This is a genomic window from Pseudoalteromonas sp. McH1-42 (assembly GCF_022347845.1).
GTDB classification, from domain to species: domain Bacteria; phylum Pseudomonadota; class Gammaproteobacteria; order Enterobacterales; family Alteromonadaceae; genus Pseudoalteromonas; species Pseudoalteromonas rubra_D.
On record NZ_JAKRFU010000020.1, the window covers coordinates 1 to 25545 of the forward strand.

Genomic DNA, 25545 nt, shown 5'->3' on the forward strand with positions numbered 1-25545 from the left:
AAAATTTTGCTATTTAGTTGTTCTAAATGAGAAATTTTTAACACAGTTAGCGTCATATTTGCTCCGTCAAATTGAACAGGTATTAAGTGAAATTGGTATTACACAGGGCGCAACTATAAAAGCCCCACACAGGGGGCTTTTACGGTATCTACAACGAATTAGTCTTCGTCGATGTTGGCTTCGTAGCCTTCTGCGTCAAGCAGGTTTTCAAGCTCGCTTTCATCAGACGCTTTAACACGGAACAACCAGCCGTCACCGTAAGGGTCGTTGTTTACTGATTCAGGAGAGTCTTCCAGCTCTTCGTTAACAGCAACAATCTCACCGCCGATTGGCGCGTAGATGTCAGAAGCTGCCTTTACAGACTCAGCAACCGCGCAGTCTTCACCAGCGTCAACTTCGTCACCTACGTCAGGCAGGTCTACGAATACCATGTCACCCAGAAGCTCCTGTGCATGCTCAGTGATACCTACTGTGTAAGTGCCGTCGCCTTCAGCGCGAACCCACTCGTGTGACGTTGCGTACTTTAACTCGCTAGGAATGTTGCTCATTTTTTTGTTCCTTTGGTCGATTTATGTGGGCCATCGCCCGTTATTCTTTAATGCTCTGTTCGTTACAGAACCGACTTACCATTGCGTACAAAGCAAGGTTTAACCACTTTAACGTCTACCAGCTTTTTGCGCATTTCAACCTGAGCTGTGTCACCCGTAGAGCGAGGTACACGGGCCAAAGCTACGCTAAAGCCTAACGTCGGCGAGAATGTACCAGAAGTGATAACACCTTCGCCACCTTCTACGATAACTTTAGAGCCGCCGCGCAGAACGCCTTTGCTCTCAAGTACCAGGCCAACCAGCTTATCAGTGCTCTTGTCTGCACGTTGCTGCTCGATCACCTTACGACCGATAAAGTCACGCTCTGCCGGCTCCCAGGCAATGGTCCATGCCATGTTAGCAGCCAGTGGAGAAACGCTTTCATCCATATCTGAGCCATAAAGGTTCATGCCTGCTTCTAAACGTAGCGTATCACGTGCACCTAGGCCAGCCGGACGGACGCCCGCATCTAATAATTTTTGCCACAGTTGCGCAGCATCATCGTTGTGTACAACGATTTCGTAGCCGTCTTCACCTGTGTAGCCCGTGGTCGCAATGAACAGCTCTTCGGCTTGTACACCAAAGAAAGGCTTCATGCCTTCTACTGCTGCATTTTGCGCATCGCTCAGAATGGTCGCTGTTTTTGCTTTGGCATTTGGACCCTGTACCGCAATCATCGCGTACTCTGGACGCTCAGTGATCGCCACATCAAAGTCAGCAGCAACACCGTTCATGTGCGCTAAGTCTTTTTCGCGTGTGGCAGAGTTTACAACCAGGCGGTATTCAGTTTCAGTGAAGAAGTAGATGATCAAATCATCAATCACGCCGCCCTGCTCGTTCAGCATGCCAGTGTAAAGTGCTTTACCCGCTACTTTGAGCTTTGCCACATCGTTAGCAACCAGCTTACGCAGGAACGCCTGTGCATCTGCGCCTTTCACATCAACGATTGTCATGTGAGATACGTCAAACATGCCTGCGTCTTCACGCACAGCGTTGTGCTCTTCGATTTGTGAGCCATAGTTGATTGGCATTTCCCAGCCGTGGAAATCGACCATTTTCGCGCCAGCTTCTAGATGCTTGGCATGCAGTACTGTTTTAGAAGTCATACTCTTTCTTCACTTATTGTCATCACACATCCGGCAAGGTCCAGATTGTGTTCACCAGCGCAACACTGGCGATTGGGGTTAATTTGGGGCGTGTTCGTCTGAATGAGCAAAACCTTGCTCAACCAGTCGAGCCTGCCACAGGCTCAAAGATTCCTGATTTGCAATCAGCTGATAGTGCTGCTGACCCTGCTGTACTAAAGTGGTCACAAACACATCGCCACTTTGTTTACCATAGCAGGCCAGTTCATCTGAAATTTGCAGACCCGGCGTCAGAGAAAAACTGTTCAGCACCGTCTCAAGCGCTGCCTGACCACTCAGTTGAGCAATCGCCAGGTCGCTGCGACGTACCAGTTCAATATCGTAGTCACTGTCATGTTTACTTACCAGCGCAGAAAGGGCCTGAGCAGCGCTTTCACTCAGCACAAAACGGTAGGCTGTTTCGCTGAAGTAGTACACGGCAAAAGACTGACCGCCAACCAACAGACCTTGTACACCCAGCCCGGGTGCCATCAGTTTATTGAGGTTCAGCCCCAATTCCTGATTAAGAAAAGGCGTGGTTTCAAATCCGCTGAAATCCAGTACAACCAGATCCTGTGGCGAAAAAAGGCGATTTTCCGCCGCCACCGTACCCTGACGGTGTTTAGCGAAGATGATTGGCGTGCTCATCATGCGACTATCCTGATGAAATTAAGATGGAGAAAAGTATAGGGATCCGCCTGCGCAACAACAAATTGTATTTATTTATCGTTTGATAAATAATATTAATGTATTTGGGTTTTATAAATTGATTTTATTAATATGAAAAACTTATCGATTGATGGCCTGCGCACCCTGGTGACTGTGGTTGAAGTGGGCGGTTTTGCCAAAGCAGGTGAGCTGCTGGGCCTCTCTCAGCCCGCTGTGAGTTTGCAGATCAAACGTCTTGAAGAACAACTGGGCTGTAAACTATTTAAAAAACAGGGTCAACGCCAGGTACTCAATCAGTATGGTGAGCTACTGCTGCCTCAGGCCAAGCAAATGCTGCAATTTAACGATGGGATCATTCAGCAATTTACCTCAGAGAGCGTCACCGGCCGGGTGCGTCTGGGGATCCCCAGTGAGTTTGCCGCGCGTATTCTGCCCGCCATTATCGGCGATTTTGTGTCTTTATATCCGGATGTCGCGCTGGAAGTGAAATCCCGACTTAGTAAACACTTACTATCTGTATCACGCCAGGATCAGTTCGATTTGGTCTTGGCGCTAAACGAAGACCTTAATTCGTCTAACTACCCGGTGTTTATGCAGGACCAGCTGGTGTGGGTGGGCGACCTGTCTTTGGCACAACAACAAACTGTCACTTTGGTGACAGCGCCGGAAGGCTGCATTTATCGTCGCCGTGCCATCGAAGCATTACAACAGGCCGGGCTGCAATACCGCATTGTATATAGTAATGCGGATTTAACCGGCCTGACGGCAGCCCTCAAAGAAGGTCTGGGCATTACGGTACTGGCCAAAAGCACCGTGCCGGCTACGCTCAGTTACCAGGCGCAAACGTCCTTTTTGCCAGAGCTGGGTCAGATTGGTATCAGCCTGGTTAAAAACACCCAGGAGTCTGCGCACGCGGTGAATAAGCTGGCCGAGTTTATTGCACTGCGCTTGGGGTAAGCACTGCTTTTGAGATCCGCTCATAGTGTATCGAGGCGCTGCCTGTTCGTAGTTCCCGCATCAAGTGCGGGATGACAGAAAGTGGTGCGAGGTGATCGGCAGTCAATGCTGGGGTGGCGTTTTGCAACCCCATTGTGTGGCTTTAAACAGATCTGGCTTTGTATTAATGCAACTCGATATCCCGGACAGAGAGCCGGGAACTACTTGAAGCTGACCGAAGGGTTCTCGCCCCTGACGGCCACTTATTTATATTTCGGGAAAAAGTGTAATGCCAGACCATTATTACCATACATACCAGTCTCTGTCGTAGAGATAGGCTCAAACATAAAATCGTTGCCCAAATAAAAGTAAATGCTCTTGCCCCATCTGGTTTTTATCTGCTCTTGACCTGCAGCACAAGTCACTACACTAGAGCATGTTTTGGGATCATAGGTCTTCAGCAACAGGTTAGACGTGTTATAGTGCCAGTATAAAGACAACGCTTCGCTGTAATTTCGGCTCTCTTTTACCGCTGCATCAAGCTTTTTATCTCCCTTACGCGTATACTTATCTTTAGGTACAACATGCCTATACTTTTCTGGCTTTTTGCATTCCAGTCTCTGTTTAACAAATTCCTGTGTGGCGCTGTTCAGATGACGCCTGTGAATAAAAAAGACCTGGATATTGCGCTCGTCGCCGGATAGCTTTTTCTTGAAAAACAAAATACTGTCAAACTTATCGCTTCCAATATCAAAGCTGCGTGTGCCTTTCGTTGAGGGCGTGATCACAGAAAAGAAAGCGTAAGACGGATAATTTTTCTCAAGCTGTGCCTGAAACTCATAGAGATGCTTCCCGTTCGATTTCATTTTGCCAAAATTAATGTGTGTCGCAACGTAATCCCGGATATTTTGATTGATATTCGCTTCACAGACTTGCTGGATCCGCAAGCTGGTCTTTTCACTCAGAGCCTGTATGCCTTTGTTTGCATAACGCAATTCATCATAAACCACTGACGGCAGTATCAGTGAATCACGATATTTCAGGTCATATATGGTGTTTGTACTGCCCATGAAGTCCAGTGTGTCGTCAAGGTATTGCCTTATCAGCAGGTTCCGCTCACGACACTTCATGTCTGAGTGGATCACACTCTGCATGTTTTCATACAGTACCCGGCCGATTCTGATAAAAGCGCCGAGATTGGTAAAAAACTGCAGGAAAAACAGATTCATTGCAAATTCTTCATGCCTGGTAATGGTGCCATGGCACTCAATCAGAGGCTCAATGACTTCATGCATGAGGTCTTTGGTATAGTTCTTTTTCTCAACGAGCGGGTAAAGTAAATTAGAGACTACCCCCAGGTTTCTTGCGATTTCTATTTTGTTTAGTAAATCCTGACAGGCTGTCTGACTTTTGTCTTCCAAATTATTAAACTTGTATAGATCTCTGCTGATGCTGTGGATCCCCCGCATCAGGTCATTAAACCGCAGAACTTCCTGATAAGTATGATAGTTGGCAATTAACTGTACCAGTTTCTGCTGATTTTTGAGCATAGCAAAGTGGAGATCATCCAGCTTATTCAGCGCCTCACTCAGCTTTTCGCTTTCCGTTACTTCGTTGTCAAAGATACTCGAAAACAAAAAGCTAAATAACACGGCTCCCCCCATACCAAAACCATATCTCAGACGATTTTTAGGCAAAGCTTTGCTATATTCCTGCGCTCCTTCCAATATGGGAAGCATTGTGTTCTTTGAACGCACCCCGGTATAGGTGCCCACTGCGGCTCTGACCAGACCATCCACCAGTTTTTGCTGGTTTTCTTCTACTTTGGTTTTTGTCTCTGACATATCTACTCCTGGACTACTTAGTTCCGCGATACTGTTTACTTCGATCCTAGCTACTCTGACGTATTGCAATACACATCAAGATAGGTAATGGATTAACTTGTTGATATTATTAACTAACCCACACCAAAAAGATATTTCACTTGCTTACATGCCTCTTTTGCATATCACAGTAAAAAATGACAGGTGGTAAGTTCGGAGATTGGTGGGTTATGGTGCCTGCGAGTTGCCTGTCTATGGTTCCCGTATAAAGTGCGGAATGACGGGTGTTGGGTTTGATGAGTTATGCTTAATGCTCGCTCCAGTCGCCTGTTGGTAGTTTCCGCATCAAGTGCGGGATGACTGGGGTTGGGTTTGATGAATTATGCTTAATGCTTGTCCCAGTCGCCTGTTGGTAGTTTCCGCATCAAGTGCGGGATGGCTGAGAATGAACACGAGCTAACGCGTGTTGAGCTTGATAACCGGGTAATGAATCTGCCGATTTGAAAGGGCCACTGCTTTGCACACAGTAGCCCTTAGGCACCTGCTATTCGCCGATGGCCTGTTGTACAAATAAATCTTTAATGGGGCCGAGGTTATCTACTACATTCAGACCCACACCACGGACTAACTTTTTCAGCGGGTGACTGCCGCTGAACAGCTCCTTTAACCCCTGCATCATCGCAATGTGCTTTTGTGCATCGAGTTTGCGGCTGCGCTCATACTCACGCAGTGTTCGGTGAGAGGCAAACTCCTCACTGTCTTCGCTGATTGCTTTGATCAGATGCGCCGCATCTTTAAGGCCCAAATTCATGCCCAATCCGGCAAGTGGGTGGATGGTATGTGCCGCATCGCCCATTAACACCACTTTACCCGTCAACCACTGCTGTGCGTAACGCATCGTTAGTGGAAATACTGCGCGCTCGCCCTGAACGCTGCACAAGCCACACTGGAGGTCACTGGCCGCACTCAATGCTTTGTTAAAGCTTTGCTCGTCCATCTCCATTAATTCGCGGGCATGGTCAGGTGCAGTTGACCAGACGATTGACTGGGTATGCGGATCAGATAAAGGCAACAGTGCCAGCGGGCCTTCCGACAGGAACACTTGCCGCGCAGTGGCATCGTGAGGCTGCTCGGTTTTGATGGTCGCGACAATGGCATGATGGTCGTAATCCCAAAAGCTGATCGGCAACTTAAACTGACTACGTACTCCTGAGTTTGCCCCATCTGCTGCAACCAGCAATTTGGCCATTACCGGCATCCCCTGTTCGAGCGTGATCAGCACGTCGCTGTCGGTCTGGTGGATAGACTGGTAACGGCTGTCAAACATCAAACTTGCCTGACTGTGCTGCTGCAAAGCCTGATATAAAGCATAGCGAATCGCATCGTTCTCAATGATATGACCCAGTTCAGGTAAAGCCAGTTGCTGTGCATTAAACTGAATACGGCCAAAGCTATCGGCATCGCACACCGACATTTTACGATAAGCCGTAGCACGCTGCGCTTTGATGGCGTCCCATACACCCAACGATTCAAACAAACTCTGACTGGCTAAACTAATGGCACTGACCCGCGCGGCATACGCCTCATTGAGTGGCTGCGGCTCAGGACCGGCATCCAGCACCATCACCGAGACATTGTGCTTTGCCAGGCCCAGCGCCAGCGCCAGACCAACACACCCACCACCGACTATGCACACTTGTACTTGTTGCATGATTATTCCTTACAGGGTTCGTCCCATGAGTTGTCGCGCCAGTGGCGCTTTCAGTTGTGAGAACAGGCTCATCGACAACAGACCGCAACTGCGTCCCAATGCCAACATACGAGAATCATTAGAGAACAGCCTGACCAGTGCATCGGTTAGCGTCATAACACGGTGGATATCTGACTCGCGCGCGATTTTATAGCCGTGCGTAAAGCTATGACTGCCCCACTGCTGTCGGTCAGTCTTTTGCAGTTGCTCAGCCAGCGCCTGAATATCACGCAGCCCCAGATTAAAGCCTTGTCCGGCAATCGGGTGAATGGCATGTGCGGCGTTCCCTATAAGTACGCAGCGATGATGCACCAGCTGCTCTACCCGCCCCAGTACCAGCGGATAACTGGTTCGTCTGCCAACCCGTTCAAACATCCCGGCACGATAGCCAAAGGCCGCTTGCAAACGAGTCAAAAATTCAGACTCTTCGCACTCGCTTAAAGACGCCAGTGCCTGCTCAGGCATACACCACACCAGAGAGTAGCGATTGCTGCTCATGGGCAACAGCGCCATCGGGCCATGCTCTGTGAAACGCTCAAACGCCTGACCTTGATGCTTGTCGCTGATCTGTACGTTAGCAATCAGGGCACCTTGTGTGTATGCGACACTGTCAAAGCCAATATTCAGCTTGCTGCGAGTCGGCGATTGCGCACCATCGGCCACAACCAGTAACTTACCCGACAGGCTCTCGCCACTGTCTAGCAACACCTCGACCTGCGCCTGTTGCTGCGTCAGCTTGGCTATCTTAGCAGGGCAATACAGTGCTATATCCAGCTTGCTGAGCTGCTGATGCAGATAAGCGCCATAAGGGTTGACCTCAACCACATAGCCCAGCGCATCAACGGCAAACTCATCATGGGTAATTGTGGCTTTGCCAAAATGACCCCGATCTGACACATGTACCTGAGTGATAGGCTCAGCAAAATCCCAGTTTGGATCAAACAAGCCTAAAGCACGCAAATAAGATACCGATTGCTCGGCCAATGCCAGGCTACGGTCGTCAAAGCTGGGATGATGTGCAGTTTTAGGTTCAAATGCTTCAATAACCGCTATCCGGCTATCGGGTTGCTGTTTTTTTATCGTGACGGCGGCCGTAGCACCTGCCATGCCGCCCCCCACGATTAACACATCAAAGTGTTGCAAGTCTTGCTCCTGCTTATCGTTATTCGCCTGAACGCATTAAAGCTTCTATCTCAGCAATGGTTTTAGGCACCGCTGCGGTGAGGTTTTCAAAGCCATCCGGGGTGACCAGTAGATCATCTTCAATTCGCACTCCAATCCCTTTAAATTGCTCCGGCACTTCGGCATCTTCATCAAAGTACAGGCCTGGCTCTATGGTCAGTACCATGCCAGGTTCAAATGGTCTGTCGGCTTCATCCAGTTTGTATTCACCAACATCGTGCACATCCAGTCCCAGCCAGTGGCCAAGACCATGCATGTAGAACGCTTTACAAGCCTGTTTATCGAGTAACTCGTCCACTTCACCGGCGAGAATACCCAAATAAATCAACCCTTCGGTCATCACTCGCATGGCCGCTTCATTGGCTTTGACCAAAGTGCCACCCGGCTTAACCTGCTCAAAAGCCGCCAGTTGTGAGGCCAGGACTAATTCGTACACCGCTTTTTGTGGCGCACTAAAGCGGCCACTTACCGGGAAGGTACGGGTAATGTCGGCAGCATACCCTTCAAGCTCACAGCCGGAGTCGATCAGGATCAAATCTCCGTCGGTTAGTTCATCGCAGTTGTCGGTATAGTGCAAAATATTGGCGTTGTTACCCGAGCCCACGATGGTGCCATAGGCCGGGTGCCGGGCCCCATTCATGGCATAATGATGGTGGATTTCAGCTTCCAGCTGGAACTCGGTGGCACCGGGTTTAGCAAATTGCATGGCACGCTTGTGTGCATGCGCACTGATCTCGCCCGCTTTGCGCATCACTGCTATTTCAGCGTCTGACTTAAACAGTCGCATTTCATGCAGCAATGGCCGCACATCTTTGATGATTTCTGGTGCCCGGTAGCCTTTTTTCGGTGCGCTGCGCAATGTGCCAAGCAAGGCCCAGATCTTATCGTCAAACGCTGTGTATGTGCCCTGACCGTAATACAGTGCCTTACGACCATTCACCAACCCCAGCAGCTCGTCGTCCAGCTCACTCAATGGAAAAGTCTGGTCCAGCTCAAGCGCTGCTTTGGCTTTTTCATGGCCCATACGTCGACCATGCCAAATCTCCGCCAGCTTATCTTTGTTACGACAAAACAGTGTCTGTTGTGTTGCGCCGTCTTTGTCTTTGCTCAGAACCAGTACCGCGTCCGGTTCTTTAAACCCGGTCAGGTAGAAAAAGTCGCTGTCCTGACGAAACGGATATTCAGTATCGCGGCTGCGGGTCAGCTCAACGGCGGCGGGGATCACCGCCACGGCGTTGTTATCCATCTGCGCCAGCAACTGAGTGCGGCGCATTACAAATTCCAAATTGGCTATCATCATAATTAATGCACTGTTTTAGAGGTCGATGAAGCGGCGTCTTTACCAAGCTCAGCAAAACACAGCAGTGCCGATACACGGATGTATTCAATCACTTCATGCAGCGCCTGTTTGTCTTCTTCACTTTCATCGAAATGAGTATCTAACTTAGTGATCTCGCTAAAGTCACCAATCACTTCCTTTACGTCAGCCGAAAACTTACCATAGTCTTTTTGCTTAAGGCCAAAGCCGAGCAAGAACCCGGACACCCAGGCTACCAGTGCATTGGCCTGATCGCTCAGGCTTTCTTCTAGTGGTAAATACAGTTCGAAGTGGTGCTCTGGATCATTAAAATGCGCAACCACCAGCTTATACAACTCGGCAAAAAATTCTTTTAATGGCGCGGCAAACTTCTGACCATCGTTAAAGACATCGCTCAGCAGCCCAAGGTATTCCTGCTCTTCGATATTCAGGCCACATGCTAGTAGTCCGCTGATGGTACCGTGCACTTCAGCCGGGGCAATGTAGATATCGTGTTGTTCCAGCAGTAGCTGCGCTTGCTGATAATCTCTAAATTCACTCATGGATATTGTTCTCGTTTGCTTTCGTCTGCTTAGTTAATGCTACCACCCGAAGTATAGCAACAGCAACGACTTGTCTGTTTGTGTACAAATAATCTGCGCACTTTTTTGCCCTGCTCAGATGGCAATCAAAAAGTGCATAAATCACAGCCAGTCGAACGACTTTTTGCAGATATTTACGGATAAAGGTTTCTAGATGCGGCTGGGTCTTATATACTGAAATCGTTCCCTAGCACGTCGGACAGTGGATGATGTCCCTGAGCCGATAACTTTTTCTTAGGAACGCAGTTTGCTTACTATTGCGCAGGCTCGGCAGGTACCGAGAAGCCTACGGTAGGCTGTTGCTTTCCGCCTTGAACCTTAGGGTTCAAGGACTGACATCTGCATCCGCGTTGCCGGGGACACCTTTCCCACTTTCATTGTCTAATCAGATACAGAAACTCCGAATAATTCAGCTCTAGCTTACTCAGTGCTAACCACCCAGCATGATGACGATTTGGTTTCCATATTCAACTGAGATATTAATACCAATTTCACTTAATACTTGGTCTATTTGAAGGAGCAAATAGGACGCTAACAGCGTTAAAAATTTCTCATTTAGAACAACTAAATAGCAAAATTTTTGCCTCGCCTATAGGGATGTAGGTGCCTCAGCGATAGCAGGACGCGGGAGCGGTGTTATCGAGCCTATTTTCTCGCCTCAAAATAGATCACTTAATTAAGCAAATTGGTATAATTTTGCTAAGTGCTTTTTGATAGACACAAAAAAACGCCTCAAGAGGCGTTTTTAACTGAATCGCTAAACCGTCACGTTACTGCGACAATTTGCGTTTGGCAGGCTGCGCGTAAATAGACAGCACCAGTTGACGTAACTCTTCCGGCACCTGCTCCAGCGCATTCGTAAAATGGTTTTTATCCTGCTCACTGCTTTGGCTTTCGTCGCCCGCAGCCAGATAGTTACTGGAATGCAGATAGTAGTTGCTGACAATCTGCTGATCGATAATTTCAGCAAGCTGCTCCGGTGTTTCAAAGTCATCATCAATGGGCGTACCAAATGCCACGTGTACATGGCCTTTGTCACTGCTAAATCCTTCGATGATGCTGTTAATGTCTTCACCTTCAGCTTTAACATATTCCCCAAACTGCTGTTTATGATACAGCTCACGCGCTTTTGACACGGCGCATGGCTCGTACTGATAGGAAATCGATACCGGTACAATCTTAAGCTGGCGCACATATTCAGCAAACGGCAGTTTTAGCTTGCGCCCTTGTAGTTGCAGCATCTTCAGCAACGCCGGATCGGTAAAGTCGACACCATCTTTAGCGCGGCCCTCTTTTTGTGCAATCCAGATTGAATTACCCTCAGTCAGTGAATCATAAATATAAGCCGACAGCTGAGACAAAGCGCGTAACATTTCTTTTGGCGCTTTGGCAGAGCGCTTAACAATAAAACTCTTATTTAAGCGCATTAACTCAGTGATGTAAGGGACCTGAAGCAGGTTATCACCAATGGCGATACGCACTGTTTTCATTTTTTGCTGATGCAAACCCCAGTTAACCAGGGCCGGGTCCAGGACAATGTCTCTGTGATTAGAGATAAACAGATAAGCCCCCTGGCCATCAAGCTGATCTAGCCCTGAATAGGTCACCTTGCTGGTGGTGCGCTCAATCAGCATCGCCAGATACCCGGCTACCTCATCCTGAACCGCATCGACATTGTTCACAGACTGCCACTTTTTCTTCAACCGGCTGCGCACTAGTGGCCGGGATATCAGCGCCCATCCTGCCAGCCATTTGGGCAAGTTATGCTCCGCAATCACATCAATAAACTGATCATCGTCCAACAAACGCTGCAAAGCTGCGGGGACTTCATCGTCATTGTAAGGTCTGATATCTGCGTATTTATCCACTAAACTACTCTTTTATTATTGGTGGTTGTCATCAAAACGTCTTATTCTATCGTGTGCCCGGATCGGAAGCTAAGAATATCAAGTCTGACCAGAAGTCCTAGCACGACGCGCTGCCTGATGTCGGCGCACGTTTACTACGCCGAAACCTGTGTTGGTGCAAAGCGTTGCTTAATTCCCATCAGCATCAACCTGATCATTAACAAAGCCAATACCACACCACTGGCCAACGTCAGCCAACCAGGTAAGACTTCATGGTCGTGCCCCATCATTGGAGCAACGGTAAAGCCAAACTGAGCAACCAACCAGTCGGTCAAGAACCCGAATACAATCGCCACCCCGATGACAGCCCCCAGATAAGCAAATACAGCACGACGTCCCAGCTCTTTAGCGACCACCCCTATGGTGGCAACATTGGTGGCCGGCCCGGCCAGCATAAATACCAGCACAGCACCCGGAGATACGCCCGCCAGTAGCAACCCGGCAGCAATCGGCGTCGACGCTGTGGCGCATATGTACATCGGAATGCTGACCAGAATAACCACTATCATGGCCAGGATCCCATTGCCCCACTGAGCCAAAAAGGCTTCGGGAACATAGGTTTGCACTAAAGCCGCAAAGAATAGACCAATCAGTAGCCATTGCATAGTATCTGCGAGTAATTTGTTACAACTAAATTGCACAGCAGAAACCAGTTTTTGCCACAGCCCCGGCTTAGGCTCAGCTGCCGTACAACAGGAAGCCACAGGCTCTGCCTTGTTGTGTGAAGGCTCACTATCACAACAGCCTTTTTCAGACTCTGGTTCAGTCTTATTTTGACCAGCGCAACAACTTGCAGATTGCGTTGCAACCGGAGTGTGCTCACTGGCGCAGCAACTACTTTTTTCAGGCTGGACTTTTTTTACCGAGCTGCCACAACAGCCCCCCGCTGAGTTGCTCGCCGCATTTTGCGGCGTTTTGCCTTCATCTTTGCCAACCAGTACACCGGCCGTAATGGCACTGGCGACGGCCGCAATGGGCCGTATCACAGCCATGAATGGACCCAACAGTGCATAGGACACAGAGATAGAATCCACCCCGGTTTCGGGTGTCGACACTAAAAAGGCCGTGGTAGCACTTTTTGACCCGCCTGCACGTCTGAGCCCAATCGCAGCCGGAATAACACCACAAGAACACAGCGGCATGGGTGCCCCAATCAAGGCGGCTTTTATGGTGGTCCAGAGCCCTTCTTTGCCCAGGTGCTTTTGTAAAAAGTCTTTGGGAATAAATACATTAAGCAACCCGGCAAGTAACAGGCCCAGCATCAGCCAGGGTGCCGAAACCAAAAAGAGTTGCCAAAAATTACTAAGCAGAGCCATCTATATCCTCCAACGCAGTCAAAATAGAACAATCATCAGCGCTTTCCTCACCACCACAACATCGCTCAGCGAGCACACTCAAAGAACGCTCAAACTTCACCAGTTCTTCAATCCTTTGCCGGGTTTGTGCCAGTTTTTGCACAGTGAGTGATTTAACCTCTTCACAGCTGTGATTATGTTTATCAATTTTAATGGCCAGCAACTCCTGAATATCTTTGAGACTGAAGCCCACAGTTTTGGCTCGTACGATAAAGCGCATCTGTTCAACCGCGCTGTCATCATACAACCGATAGCCCGCCGAGCTGCGTGTACGCGCTTGCAACAGACCCTGGCGTTCATAATAACGCAGTGTGTCGGTAGACACATTCAATTGTTTTGCAATATGGCCAATCTTATACATCGTCAGTTTTGCCGTCCTTATGAATCTACTTAGAGTATAAACCTTGGAGTTGAGTTCAAGGTCAAGTGCAAAGATAAACTAACCATAAAAATGATACACTCACACCATCTGTTAGTAAGGAATATTTGCCCCATGAATATTGTAGTTTTAGATGCCGCCACATTAGCGGGCGTCAGCCTGGATCCTCTGAGAAAACACGGTACCGTCACCGAGTACCAAACCACGTCACCCAACCAGCTACTATCCCGCCTTAACGGTGCAGATGTGGTAGTGACGAACAAAGTCGTGCTCAATGCCGACACACTGAGTAAGCTGCCTGATCTCAAATTGATCTGTGTGGCCGCAACCGGCACCAACAATATCGATCTGGAAGCCGCGCGTAGTCACAATATCGCCGTAACTAATGTCGCTGGTTACTCCACTCCCTCTGTGGTCCTTCACACCTTTACGCTGCTCGGCAACTTAATGAGCAATATTCACCGGTATGCACAAGATTGTGCGAATGACGCCTGGCAACAGAGTGACATATTTTGTCGTCTGGACTACCCCATACACGACTTGTCGGGCAAACGTTTTGTGATCGTCGGGTATGGTAATCTTGGCCAGGCCGTGGCAAAGGTTGCCGCCGCTTTTGGTGCCGAGGTTATTATCGCAGAGCGCCCCGGACAAGAGGTGATACGTGACTCACGCGTTGCATTTGAAGAAGCACTGCGAAACGCAGATATTGTCTCAGTCCACTGCCCTTTGACAGACACCACCCGAGATTTATTTGACGCCAGTACACTGGCCTTACTCCCGACTCACGCCATTTTATTGAATACCGCGCGAGGCGGCATTGTCAATGAGCAGGCACTGGCAGATGCATTAGCCCAGAAGCAGCTTGGCGGTGCAGGCGTTGATGTACTCAGTGTCGAGCCTGCAACAGCGACAAACCCGCTGGTGCAGTACAAAGGCGATAACTTATTACTGACCCCTCACACCGCCTGGGCCAGTCAGGAGTCTATCACCCGTCTGATTGACGGTATTGCCGCGAATATCACCAGCTTTTTACAAGGAAGTGAGCGCAATCGCCTGGTGTAAACAGGTCGCTTCTGGTGTTTACGCTCAACAACGAGTCAGCTCAACGCCATTGAGCGCTTGATCCATCCAGCTAAGCACCATCATCCCCGGCTTCCGAGCCGGGAACTATTCACGTACAACGGGTAAGTAGCCGCCCAGCAACAAATCATCCGAAGCGATATCCGGTAACGAGTAGTAATGACATCTGGCGCGAAATCGTAAGTTGTTATTTTTTTAACTAACTATTAGTTTTTTTATTCAAAACTTAGTCCTTTTAAATAACAGCCATTTCACTTAAAATAGTAACCGTTTGATTTTTAAGAAATTAAAAACTGGCAAACTCTTTGCAGACTACACTTCAAAGAAAACAAAGACGGCTAAGCCTGGGATATAAAAGATGAAAAAACTACTACTTGCAACTGCGCTATTAAGTTCAACCGTACTGACAGGCTGTGTAGTCGCGGTCACGGATGGTGAAGTTAACGGCAGCCACTATGGCTGGAAAAAAGAGCAAAAACAAAATCGCGAGAAAATCAGCCAACTTAAAATGGGCACTGAATATCAAAGTGTACTGAACAAGCTTGGTACACCTGACTTCACAGATATGCTGTCCAAGGGAGATACTGTCTATCAGGTACTGTATTTCGCAACCAACAGTAAACATTCAGATGGCGTTGTCACCAAAGATGAGTGCACCCCTCTACTGTTTAAAGACAGCAAACTCGTTGGATTTGGTGACACGGCCCTGGCGCAACTGCTGTAGCCAGCACAACTGACCCGGTTCAGTGCAACTCAACACTGGACCTTCACACCACACTCAACACCGCTTTTTGTTGCCGTTCGCGTGCATCATTCAGGGCTGTAGCAGCCAAGTCCAGCGGATCCCGGTGTGCTCGGGCAAAATCGGCTTTGGTATAGCAAATGCCCGCACTCACTGTCACATGGGCACAAGTCGGAGATTCAGGATGCCGAATAGCTAAGGCTGCAACCGCCATATGAATAGCCTCGGCCACTTCCTGAGCTTCAACTTCACTGATATCACGCAGCAACGCCACAAAACGTCCGCCATCATAGCGCGCCGTAAAGCCATCCATATTATTAATAATACCCGCCACTACCTGGGCAATTTTATATAGACACTCATCGCCTCGGGCATGGCCGAATAACTTGTTATAACGCTCAAAATGATCAACACCCAATACAAACACGGCCAGTGGCCGAACCCCCGAAGCGCATTGCCGCCAGAACATTGCCAAAGTTTTATCCAGTGCCCGTCGGTTGGGTAATGATGTCATGCCATCTATCAAAGCTTGTTGACTGAGCTGGTCACTGCGCTGCTTTATACCCAGGTGAATTTTTACCCGCGCCTTAACAATATTGGGGTTAAACGGCTTGGTAATGTAGTCGACCGCGCCCTGTTGCAAGCTCTGTGCTTCATCCAAAAAGCTGGCGCTTGCGGAGATCACTATCACAGGCAATTGCACTGTTTCGGGGTTTGCCTTTAACGTTTGCAAGAACGCCTCAGCCTCTTCACCAAGCTGCTGATTGTCCATGATGATGAGGTCAATACGGGTGCCTTGCAGCTGTGTCAACGCCTGTTCTGGTGACGAACTCAACGTCACCAGATAGGTTTCTTCCAGGGTGTTCTGTAACACCACCCGGTTGAGCGGGTCCGGGTCTAAGACTAAAATATGAGCCGATTTGTGCATTTTCTTATCCTTTTAGCCAAAACGAAATAAAACACAAAGTTTGTTCTACAGCTGCCAGCAACTGTGCTTGATCACACGGTAATTGATCTGATACATCTTCATCCACTTGCTTCGCGGCGGCCTCACATATTCGTGCCTGAGCCGCTAATCGATGTAATCCTAACCCTGCTGCTGACCCTTTTATGGTGTGAGCCAGGCTAAATAACTCGGATGCACTCAGCGTTTGTTGTAAAGATACGATGTACTCTTCACCAAGCTTAGCAAACTTTTCCAACATGGCGCGCACCAGCGCTTCATTGCCCATCATTTGCGTCAGCGCAAACGAACTATCTAATATCAAGTCGTTGCTGGGCACATACTCCTGAAGCGCAGCACACAGATCAACCGGGGCCACAGGCTTAACTAAAAAACCGTTTAACCCGGTCGCCATAGCCTGCTGCTTTTCCTGCTCATGAGCATTGGCGGTTAGTGCAATAATGGGCAAGCTTTGTCGATCAAACTGACTACGTAATTGTCGGCTAGCTTCATAGCCATCAATGTTAGGCATGTACAAATCCATCAGCACCACATCCGGGCGCAGCTTCTGACAAATAGCAACGATATTTTCAGCACTACTTAGTGCAACCACCGTGGCACCGCGCTGCTCCAGTACCGTCCTGCTGATATCCAGATTAACCGGGTTATCGTCCACCACAATACACAGCAAAGGCGATAAGATGCAGGTATTCGGTAACGCCGCTTTTGGGACTTCTAAAGTGCAGGTACTCAGGCTCTGGTAAAACACCGGCTGAGCTAACCTGATCGCCTCAGAATCAGCGGGTAACAGCTGTGAAAATGCGGCTGTGTCAGGCACCAACCACTGTGCGTCCAACGCTGGTTCCGACTGACTCAGAGCACGAACATGGGCAGGTTCGTTAGACGCCAGGTAATGAACCGGGGTCGACTGAGTGAGCGACTTCAAATCAGCCAAACTGCCCTGGTGGATACCCTGATGGGTCAGATAAGGCAAAGGTGCCTGCCCGTCCAAAATCAAAAAGAGCGACTTTCGGTTTTGCTCATCAGATAACGCCGCACGCTCCAATCGCAGGGTAAACTCAAATCGACTGCCGACTTCAGGCTTACTCGATAGCGTCACTTCACCCCCTAATAACTGGAGCACCTGCTTCACAATCGCCAGACCCAGCCCAATGCCTTCATGGGGACGTGAGCTCGTTTCATTGCCCTGAGTAAAGGCATCGAACAAACGCGCCTGATCATGCTCACTGATCCCGGGGCCAGTATCCCAGACACAAAACCGGATAGTCTGTTCAGGTGCCTGTATGCCAGGTTGTAAAGACAGGCTCAGTCCCACCCTGCCATGCTCTGTGAACTTAACTGCATTGCCCAACAGGTTCATTAATACCAGCTTGATACGTGCTTCATCACCGATCAATCTAGGCCAGATAAAAGGGTCAACTTCTATCTCGAATTCAAGTTGTTTGGCACTGCTCAATGGTGCAATCAGACCACTCAAACTAGCGATTAGATCGACCAGACAAAACGGTTGGTTATTGGGTTTACCCTGCCCGCTTTCCAGCCGGGCAAAATTAAGAATGTCATTCAGCATGGTCAACAACTGTTGTGCGGCGCTTTCAATTTGTCCGAGCTTCCGTTGCTCTTTTTGGCTATCCAGCTCGGGCTTGAGAATACTTACCATACCCAAAATGGCATTAATGGGCGTACGGATCTCATGGCTGATGTTAGCAATAAAGCGGCTTTTGGCATGATTGGCCCGCTCGGCATCCAACCGGGCGCGCACCAGTGCAGTCACATTCTGCACGTGAATAACAAAGTATTTAGGGTTCTTTTGTTTGTCCCAAACCAGAGAGACACTCAGGTGCAACCAGCGTTTGGGATCTTGCTGCGCCAGACTCAGTTCACTGGCCCCCTGTCGTTCCTGTAAGCAATGATCCAGCACATCGTTCAGCGCCTCAACATCGGCATCTTCAAACACGCTGTACAAACTACTGCCAATATCAACGCGCACAAATAACTTACGTGCTGTTCGGTTGAGTTCCAGCACAAGCCGGTCAATAGACAGTAAAATGACCCCATTAGGGGCGTACTCAATAGCAGCTTTAAAATTCTGCTCCGACGCCCGCAAAGCCGTCAACGCTTGCTGTTGCTCACTGATATCCCGTGCCACCCCCAAAGTCCCAATTCGTTTGCGCTGGTCGTTATACAAAGGTGAAACGGTGATCAGATAACTACTCCCCTCCAGAACCAAAGTATCGGTGAGGCTTTGTCCCTGGAAATTCATCGTGTGCTCGAGATCCAGCAAAGCCAGGTGACGCTCTGTCACTTCCTGATGTTCTCGCGCAACCAGGTCAACCTGAGGTATTCCCATAAACCGTTCAAACGCTTCATTACAGCCAATAAATGAGCCGTCAATATTCTTGTAATAAACCAGATCAGGCACTGAGTTCAAGACCGTTTTTAGTAAGGCCGCCTGGCGTTCTTTGGCTTCTAAACTGCGCGACAGGGCTTTCTTTTGCCGCTGTACTTGCTCATCCAGTTTGGTATTGTTTTCCTGCAACTGTTGTAGCGCATGCCGCTTTTGTGTCACGACCTGTTTGATTTCTCTGAACCATGGCTGCCAGTCTCTCGGAACAGCATAATTCATCGTCGCTTCCGGGGTATGTTCCTGATAAGTCAGGTATCTGACAAAATGCTTGAGTGGTCGGATAAATACTTGTGCGTTAAGCCAAACGTAAGCGGCAAAGGTAAACACAATAAATATGATCAAAAACCCGAGCTCCAGTAACACTTCATATCGCGCCGGTGCAGAAAAACGGGCTTCTTCCTGGACAAATCTTAAGGTAAAAGGCTGCCCGGTCGGACGATAGTTAAAGAGAACGCCCCCCTCCCAGGGTAGCTTAGCGTTTCGTATCAGGTCATCGTCCAGATCCTGATAACCTTTGCTGGAAGCCAATATGACACCCGGCTGAGTGCCTCTAAGTGCCAAAGTTCCTCCACCAAATGTCATCTGTTGTAGCCTGCTGGCAAGCTTATCAACATCATAAATCAGCAGGATCTGCGACTGCGAGCCACTGGCAAGGCGCTGTCCCAGTGCAAAATAGTGCTTACCAAATACCCGGGTAGGCATGCTGGTGGCCGTGATCCCCTGACTAAATTGTGGCGTGAAACGCGACTCAACAATGGCTGTTAGCAGATTGCTCTGGCTGGTATCACGCCGTTTAACAAACGCAAAGCCGTTTTCCTGAATAAAGACCACCGCTTCAAGCTCATCGATTAGGGCGAGCGCGGTATTAAAACTGGGGCCCAATGCCATAATTTGCTGCCATTGGTCTATCAGTTGTGGCGTTGGCACAAAGCGGCCTAGTCCCACCACCTCGCCTCCATTATCTGGCAGCTGGCGATAAAAATAACCTGCCTGCTGACGAATATTCTGCTGCCACTGTGCATCGAGCTGATAACGGATAGGTTCAGCGAGACTATTGCGGACACTGGTGATGACCGTTTGCGCAGCCAGCGTTTCTTGCTCAACTTGGCCGGCAAGTACAAAAAATTGGGCCTGATACACTTGATACTGACGCTCAAGCTTAATTTGGTACAGGTGAAAACACAGCACCACGGCCAGCAACATGGGCACCAGCAAGGCAATACTGATCGCCTTACGATAGTTCTTAAGAGGGAGAAATTCCGGCACGCAGTGGCTCGACGTTAGTTCCTTGTTTTAGCAAGAGTAACTAGCACATGCCAATCTTTCAAGTGCGAGCATTCATCACCGTGGAAAGCCGCTCGATTGTCATACTCAGAGCCCGACATCAAGACAGTGCAACGGATGGACACACCAATGAGAATAAATGCATACTAATACCAATTTGCTTAATAAAAAAGGGCTGCATCCGTCAGCCCATTTATAAACTACTGTTATACGCCCTCACATATTAGGTGTTCAAGCCTGCTCTTGAAATGCCATTATTCCCCACGATATGCTGATTGACTTTGTGCTGATAAATAAGCAGAGATATGGTGTGCATCATCAGCAAGCCCGTTGCTATACCAATTGCATCCGCCCACACACTACCAGCATACACCAAAGGCATACCAAGCAAAGTAAAGCGGAACAAGTTAAGCACAACGGCAACTTTAGGCGACAGTAAAACATTCAGTAACTGAGAGTAGAATACCGTGATGCCCTGCAGCACTGTGCCGCTCAGCCAGATAACTGACACCAAGCTCAGTGTCCAGGCTTGCTCTGACATTGAATATTCCAGGTTAATTTTCATCACTAACAACCCGGTCAGAAGACACGCAACAATAACGCCATTTATCAATAAAAATCGCTGTGCTTTTTTCAGGTAGTTTTGTAAATCAGCCTGTTCATCTTTAATCAACTTGGCCACTTCTGGCAGCATGACATTCATAAATGCCACCGCGAGCATCAAAATAAGTTGCTCTAATCTGGTCAGATAGGCAAACACAGCAACCATAGCCTCTCCCTGCTCTGATACTGATTTGGTAATAAAGAAAATAAACACCACCGCAGCGCTCTGCCCCAGGAAAGTCGTACTACAGATACTCAGTGCTTTGCCAACCACCCCACGTTGGACAGGCTCTCGCTCACAGGCTTGCCAGTGGATTCGCGACTTCATCATGTACAGCAACGTACATACAGAACAAAAAGCGATAATGGCATTGGAAACCACCACACTCACCAAAGGGGGCAACAGCGGCAACCACATAAGCAACACCACACTCGTCAGCATACCCACGGCACCTGAACTAACCTGCAATAAACCTGATGATTTGAACAGGCCAAGGTATCGGGCAATCTGTAGCAATACGGCGGAGCAAAACTGAAGAGGCAACCACAGTGCCAGGTGGTCAAGAAAACTACCGATTGCAGTACCTAATTGTTGTGCGCCAAACCATTCAATCAAACTACTTTGCAACACATAGAGCCCTGCGGATACGCTTAGCCCCAACAAAGCGGCGGCTGATATGCTCAGCACTATCACAGACCCTGAGACGCGCTCTTTGTCTATCCAGCTGGACGCTGTACCTATTACCGCGTTTGAAATAGACACTGATGCGATATTGGACAAGATAATCACCGGAAACACCAATGCAAACGCCTGCAGGAAAACCTGATCAACAGATTCCAGCAAAAAGCTGTCCAGCAATGCTTTGACAGCAATAACGCCAGAGGAAATAAACACAACAAGGCCGTTAGAGAGCCAACTTTTTTCTTGTGACATATATGTATGCCTTTATTTTTTATTGTAATTGATGATGCAGGCCAGCCCAGGAAGCGCATATTGACTGGCCCCGAAGTGCTTACTGAAACTCCCGGTATGCACGGTCTTTTAGGTAAAAATAGCCAGACAATAGCTCATTTCTTAACGGGATAAGATTGAGTAACCGAAAAGACTGATTGGGTGCACGTGTAAAGCTGGTAATGTTGCGCGTGGACCCCTGAACGATCATTTCGGCAAGCTTAATACCGCACCACCAGGCCATAGGTATCCCGCGACCACAGTACCCCATGGCATAGTATTGCTTGTGTGCCAGCGCTCCCATAGAAGGTAACATAGTTCGGGTCATGGCTAGCTTCCCGCCCCACACATGGCTACTTTGGATGTCCACAAACGGTAACAAATGAGTCGCGAGATTGCGTAATTCCCGTTCAACTTTGTGTTCCTGTAATCCAGTGGACAGCCCCAGGCGCCCGCCAAAAATCAAACGACGCTGCTGATCCAGTCGCATATATTGTTTGAAATGATAGGCTGTGGTGACTACCTGATGAGGATGGGTAAACGCTTGATACTCCTGCTCGCTTAAAGGGTTGGTGGCCATAATGTAGCTACCAATGGGCAATATGTGTTGCCTTAGCGCACCCGAAACTTTAGAAGTATAACCATTGGTGGTATGCACGACATGCTCCGCTTGTGTATGTCCTGCTTGATGCACCACAGTATAGCCTTCACCTTTGTCTGGTCTCACCTGTTTGACAGCACAATAGGCGCTATAATGACCACCGAGCGCTAAAAACTGTGCATACAGCGCGCTGGCAAACTTGTAGGGATTGACGGTCGCACTCAGCGGATTAAAAAACCCCAAAGTTGCTTTACGGCCCGGCCAATAGTGGCTCACTTCCTGACCACGCACTAACTTTGCCTGCGAGTGAGGAAAAACTGCGTTAAGCTCATGGTACTCGTTCACCAGCCCCGCTTCCTGACGCGAATTGAAGGCAACTTTCAAATGACCGCTGGTATCCAGATCACACGCGATCTGGCACCGAGCGATGTATGCCTGCAATTCTATTGCTGCATTTGCCGCTTCGAGCCACAATTCGTCACCCAACTGAGTACCATACTGCGCGCGTAAAGCACTGTTAGACACAGATACACCCACATCAAGGTTACCAAAGGCCCGGCTACTGGCCCCTGAGAGTGGTGCATTTGCCTCCAGAACTTGTACCGTAAATCCCGCTTTGAGCAAAGGTATCGCGGCACTCAATGCCGTGATACCGCCACCGACGAAAACGGCATCGGCCTTAGCCAATGGCGCTTGCGTCTCGAGCGTAACCGCTTCCTCAAGCCATAGAGGTTGAGTGTTCACGGGTTTCACCCTAGTGCCTCCTCAACAATACCAAAGTCTCGGAGGATAGTGTCTCTGTCCTGATCCAGTGTCGGAGCACAACGTACGCTGGTCATGTCTGCCACATTGGAAAACTTCAGCGGCGTACCCACTATCTGCTCAGGCCCAAATCCGCCCTCTGTAGTCACCAGCATATTGCGCAACTGCACATGTGGATCACTCAGCATTTGTGCAACATTATTAACTGGTCCACACGGTACCCCATGTGCACTCAGCCGCTCGACCCAGACTTGGGGTGTTGCCTGAGACAAGATGTCTTCCAATAGCTGCTGTAATTCCTCTTCATTATCTTTACGTGCCTCAGGGCCATTAAAGCGCGGATCTGTTTTCAGTTCACTGTGACCCAGCACATCACATAATTTACCAAACAAGGTTTCGTTACCCGTAGCAATGACCATGTAACCACCGCGCGCAGCAAACATGCCAAATGGTGGGGCAATTGCTGGACGATAAGTACCTACAGGACTGGGAATTTCTCCCGTTGCGTGATGGCGCATAATAGAGTATTCAAGTAATGCCAGCTGACAATCCAGCATCGCGATATCAATTTGGTTGCCAACCTGAGTGCGATGACGCATGTTCAGTGACATCAGAACACCAATGGTCAGATACAAGCCCGAGCTGAGATCCCCAATACTGACACCCACACGGGTCGGAGGGGTATTTTTGTGTCCCGTCACCGTCATAATGCCACCCATGCCCTGAACCACCATATCATACGCTGGCTTATCACGGTGAGGGCTGCCATGCTGACCAAACCCTGATATCGCACCGTAAATAAGGCGAGGGAATTTACTGTGTAAAGTCGGCCAGTCATAACCAAGCCGCTCCATTACGCCCGGCCTGAAGTTTTCGGTCAGTACATCCGCTTTGGCCAGTAAGGCTTCAAAGACCTTCCGATCTTCTTCATCTTTTAGGTTCAACGCTATGCTTTCCTTGCCCCTGTTAATGGAAGCAAAATAGCCAGACATCTCGTTCACATTGGGACCATACAGGCGAGCATCATCACCACTGCCGCTGAGCTCAACTTTGATAACACGTGCCCCCTGATCGGCCAGCATCATGGTACAAAAAGGACCGGCCAACACCCGGGTAAGATCGATCACCGTGATCCCACTAAGCGGTTTTTCTTGAGTTTGATTTATCATTATTATTCTTCTTTAAACTGTTGAATTTGAAAATAGCAGTTCACAAGCCTGCCGCCCTACCGCTGGGGCAAATCGAAAGCCACTCCCCGAGCCACCTCCGATAACCAGCTGACCCGGTTGACTGGCCACTACCTGAGGACGACGCTCACGAACATAGCCATCGCTGTGGCACCGTCCGCCACGTAAAGCGCCAATCAGGCTGGGAGCATGCTGCTGCAAAATGGTTTCTGCAATCTGACGGTCTTCCTGTGAGATTTCGCATTCATTACGCTCAGGCATGCAACCCCACTGCTGAGAGGTAATACTCATGATCCAGCGTTGTTTATGCAGTAGGGGCAATAAAAACGCCCCATGATCATAGAGGTAGACCAGCGGACTGGTTTCATCAACAGGTGCATCAATTTCATAGGCAACGACTTTCTTGCGGTTTATAATCAAGTCGCAAGACTGTTCCTCTGCGCTAAGCCAGGCACCTTTGGCAACCACGACCTGGCCTGCATGCAACGTCCTGCCGTCACTCATAGATAACTGCCAACCGTCGTTAGAGCGCTTAAAATCTCGAACAGCCAGACACTCATAGACATCGACACTGTCGTTTGCGTACGCCAGATGTTGACAGATCTCAAACACATTGCCCCATAACGTGGCACGACTTTGCGACAACTGCAGATCAGACGGGGGCGACAACCACCCTGGTACCTCACACTGCACCGGCGTCAGCAGATCGGTTTTTTGATTCAGTGTCTCTTGCGATGCATCACTATATACAATCAGTGTATCTAGCTGACGTAACAAGTGCTGACAGCCCAATGCCGGGTCTTCATACCAATCCCTCGACAAAGCGGTTTGCTGTTGATGAGCTGCAGTCAATGAAATCGGTGAAATAATCGCCCCCGCATAACCACTACAGCCAGCTCCAATTTTATCTCTGTCAATTAGGGCAATGCGTTTATCAGGATGTTCTCGTGCTGCCTGATAGGCGACATTGGTGCCCATGACACCCGCGCCTATCACAGCAATATCATATGCTTGCATCATGACTGTGCCATCCACCACACAGTGAAAATCACCAGCTGCTGCTCACCATCATTATGGACAAAATGGGTTTTGCGCGGCTCAAAATACAAGTAATCTCCCTGCGTAATGTGATACTCCTGACCATCGTAATTGATGATCCCCTGACCCTGTGCAATAAACCAACATTCAGAAACATCATGCGTATCCGGCTTAGAGGTTTTACCAGGCTCGACAAAAAACTGCCCGCCTTCAAACGGAATACGCTGCTCACCAAACTGGTCAAAATCCACCATCTTAAGTTCAACGCCCGGACGGCTTGAGGTGGGCGGAAGTAATGTAAATTTGTTCAACAT

General features: G+C 48.9%; 21 protein-coding genes and 1 other RNA gene. 4 read left to right on the plus strand and 18 right to left on the minus strand.

Annotated features, from left to right (window positions below; translation table 11 throughout):
• Positions 1-158: 158 nt before the first annotated feature.
• From gcvH to MHN31_RS17580, 3 genes are all read right to left on the minus strand, one after another.
• The gene (gene gcvH, locus MHN31_RS17570) at positions 159-548 is read right to left on the minus strand and encodes a glycine cleavage system protein GcvH (RefSeq protein WP_010385245.1); all 390 of its coding nucleotides are present in this window, start codon (positions 546-548) and stop codon (positions 159-161) included.
• A gap of 62 nt (positions 549-610) precedes the next feature.
• Positions 611-1693: a glycine cleavage system aminomethyltransferase GcvT gene (gene gcvT / locus MHN31_RS17575; RefSeq protein WP_058797543.1), complete on the minus strand. Its 1083-nt coding sequence runs from the start codon at positions 1691-1693 to the stop codon at positions 611-613.
• 78 nt (positions 1694-1771) lie between these two features.
• Positions 1772-2362 carry a hypothetical protein gene (locus MHN31_RS17580; RefSeq protein ID WP_125561974.1) on the minus strand — a complete coding sequence of 197 codons (591 nt, stop codon included), beginning with the start codon at positions 2360-2362 and terminating at the stop codon, positions 1772-1774.
• A 129-nt stretch (positions 2363-2491) separates the two neighbouring features.
• Between MHN31_RS17580 and MHN31_RS17585 the strand changes: the two genes are divergently transcribed.
• Complete coding sequence (locus tag MHN31_RS17585; RefSeq protein WP_125561976.1) at positions 2492-3337, plus strand: LysR family transcriptional regulator; 846 nt, start codon at positions 2492-2494, stop codon at positions 3335-3337.
• 242 nt (positions 3338-3579) lie between these two features.
• Here MHN31_RS17585 and MHN31_RS17590 read toward each other — a convergent pair whose 3' ends face one another.
• The 5 genes from MHN31_RS17590 to MHN31_RS17610 form a co-directional block, all read right to left on the minus strand.
• Positions 3580-5160: a hypothetical protein gene (locus tag MHN31_RS17590; protein ID WP_239444919.1), complete on the minus strand. Its 1581-nt coding sequence runs from the start codon at positions 5158-5160 to the stop codon at positions 3580-3582.
• Positions 5161-5683: 523 nt separating this feature from the next.
• On the minus strand, positions 5684-6850 hold the full coding sequence (locus MHN31_RS17595) for an FAD-dependent monooxygenase (protein ID WP_239444920.1): 1167 nt from the start codon (positions 6848-6850) through the stop codon (positions 5684-5686).
• Positions 6851-6859: 9 nt separating this feature from the next.
• Complete coding sequence (gene ubiH, locus MHN31_RS17600) at positions 6860-8032, minus strand: 2-octaprenyl-6-methoxyphenyl hydroxylase (RefSeq protein ID WP_239444921.1); 1173 nt, start codon at positions 8030-8032, stop codon at positions 6860-6862.
• Between the two features lie 19 nt (positions 8033-8051).
• Positions 8052-9368: a Xaa-Pro aminopeptidase gene (gene pepP, locus MHN31_RS17605; RefSeq protein ID WP_239444957.1), complete on the minus strand. Its 1317-nt coding sequence runs from the start codon at positions 9366-9368 to the stop codon at positions 8052-8054.
• A gap of 5 nt (positions 9369-9373) precedes the next feature.
• Entirely contained in the window at positions 9374-9931 is a 558-nt protein-coding gene (locus MHN31_RS17610; protein WP_010385254.1) for a UPF0149 family protein, read from the minus strand.
• A 220-nt stretch (positions 9932-10151) separates the two neighbouring features.
• Between MHN31_RS17610 and ssrS the strand changes: the two genes are divergently transcribed.
• A non-coding RNA gene (gene ssrS / locus MHN31_RS17615) (6S RNA) lies at positions 10152-10334 on the plus strand.
• A 406-nt stretch (positions 10335-10740) separates the two neighbouring features.
• Here ssrS and MHN31_RS17620 read toward each other — a convergent pair.
• The 3 genes from MHN31_RS17620 to zntR form a co-directional block, all read right to left on the minus strand.
• Positions 10741-11838: a 1-acyl-sn-glycerol-3-phosphate acyltransferase gene (locus tag MHN31_RS17620; protein ID WP_125561984.1), complete on the minus strand. Its 1098-nt coding sequence runs from the start codon at positions 11836-11838 to the stop codon at positions 10741-10743.
• 134 nt (positions 11839-11972) lie between these two features.
• Entirely contained in the window at positions 11973-13193 is a 1221-nt protein-coding gene (locus MHN31_RS17625) for an SO_0444 family Cu/Zn efflux transporter (protein WP_239444922.1), read from the minus strand.
• Complete coding sequence (zntR, locus tag MHN31_RS17630) at positions 13180-13593, minus strand: Zn(2+)-responsive transcriptional regulator (protein WP_138538883.1); 414 nt, start codon at positions 13591-13593, stop codon at positions 13180-13182. Before zntR ends, MHN31_RS17625 begins: the two co-directional genes overlap by 14 nt.
• A gap of 132 nt (positions 13594-13725) precedes the next feature.
• Between zntR and MHN31_RS17635 the strand changes: the two genes are divergently transcribed.
• The gene (locus MHN31_RS17635; protein ID WP_239444923.1) at positions 13726-14673 is read left to right on the plus strand and encodes a D-2-hydroxyacid dehydrogenase; all 948 of its coding nucleotides are present in this window, start codon (positions 13726-13728) and stop codon (positions 14671-14673) included.
• A gap of 376 nt (positions 14674-15049) precedes the next feature.
• Complete coding sequence (locus tag MHN31_RS17640; protein ID WP_125561990.1) at positions 15050-15415, plus strand: DUF3192 domain-containing protein; 366 nt, start codon at positions 15050-15052, stop codon at positions 15413-15415.
• Between the two features lie 43 nt (positions 15416-15458).
• Here the strand turns inward: MHN31_RS17640 and MHN31_RS17645 are convergent, their stop codons facing one another.
• The 7 genes from MHN31_RS17645 to MHN31_RS17675 all read right to left on the minus strand — a co-directional run bounded on the left by MHN31_RS17645 (position 15459) and on the right by MHN31_RS17675 (position 25545).
• Entirely contained in the window at positions 15459-16361 is a 903-nt protein-coding gene (locus tag MHN31_RS17645; RefSeq protein ID WP_239444924.1) for a diguanylate cyclase, read from the minus strand.
• 4 nt (positions 16362-16365) lie between these two features.
• Positions 16366-20070, minus strand: a complete 3705-nt coding sequence (locus MHN31_RS17650) for a response regulator (RefSeq protein ID WP_239444925.1) — start codon at positions 20068-20070, stop codon at positions 16366-16368.
• 241 nt (positions 20071-20311) lie between these two features.
• Positions 20312-21625 carry a hypothetical protein gene (locus MHN31_RS17655; protein WP_239444926.1) on the minus strand — a complete coding sequence of 438 codons (1314 nt, stop codon included), beginning with the start codon at positions 21623-21625 and terminating at the stop codon, positions 20312-20314.
• A 79-nt stretch (positions 21626-21704) separates the two neighbouring features.
• Positions 21705-22988, minus strand: coding sequence for an FAD-binding oxidoreductase (locus MHN31_RS17660; protein WP_239444927.1), 1284 nt, complete (start codon positions 22986-22988; stop codon positions 21705-21707).
• Between the two features lie 5 nt (positions 22989-22993).
• A complete protein-coding gene (locus MHN31_RS17665; RefSeq protein WP_138538889.1) occupies positions 22994-24175 on the minus strand; it encodes a CaiB/BaiF CoA-transferase family protein in 1182 nt (393 codons plus the stop codon).
• 12 nt (positions 24176-24187) lie between these two features.
• Complete coding sequence (locus MHN31_RS17670) at positions 24188-25213, minus strand: FAD-dependent oxidoreductase (protein ID WP_239444928.1); 1026 nt, start codon at positions 25211-25213, stop codon at positions 24188-24190.
• Complete coding sequence (locus MHN31_RS17675; RefSeq protein WP_125562006.1) at positions 25210-25545, minus strand: cupin domain-containing protein; 336 nt, start codon at positions 25543-25545, stop codon at positions 25210-25212. The genes MHN31_RS17670 and MHN31_RS17675 overlap by 4 nt, the downstream gene beginning before the upstream one ends.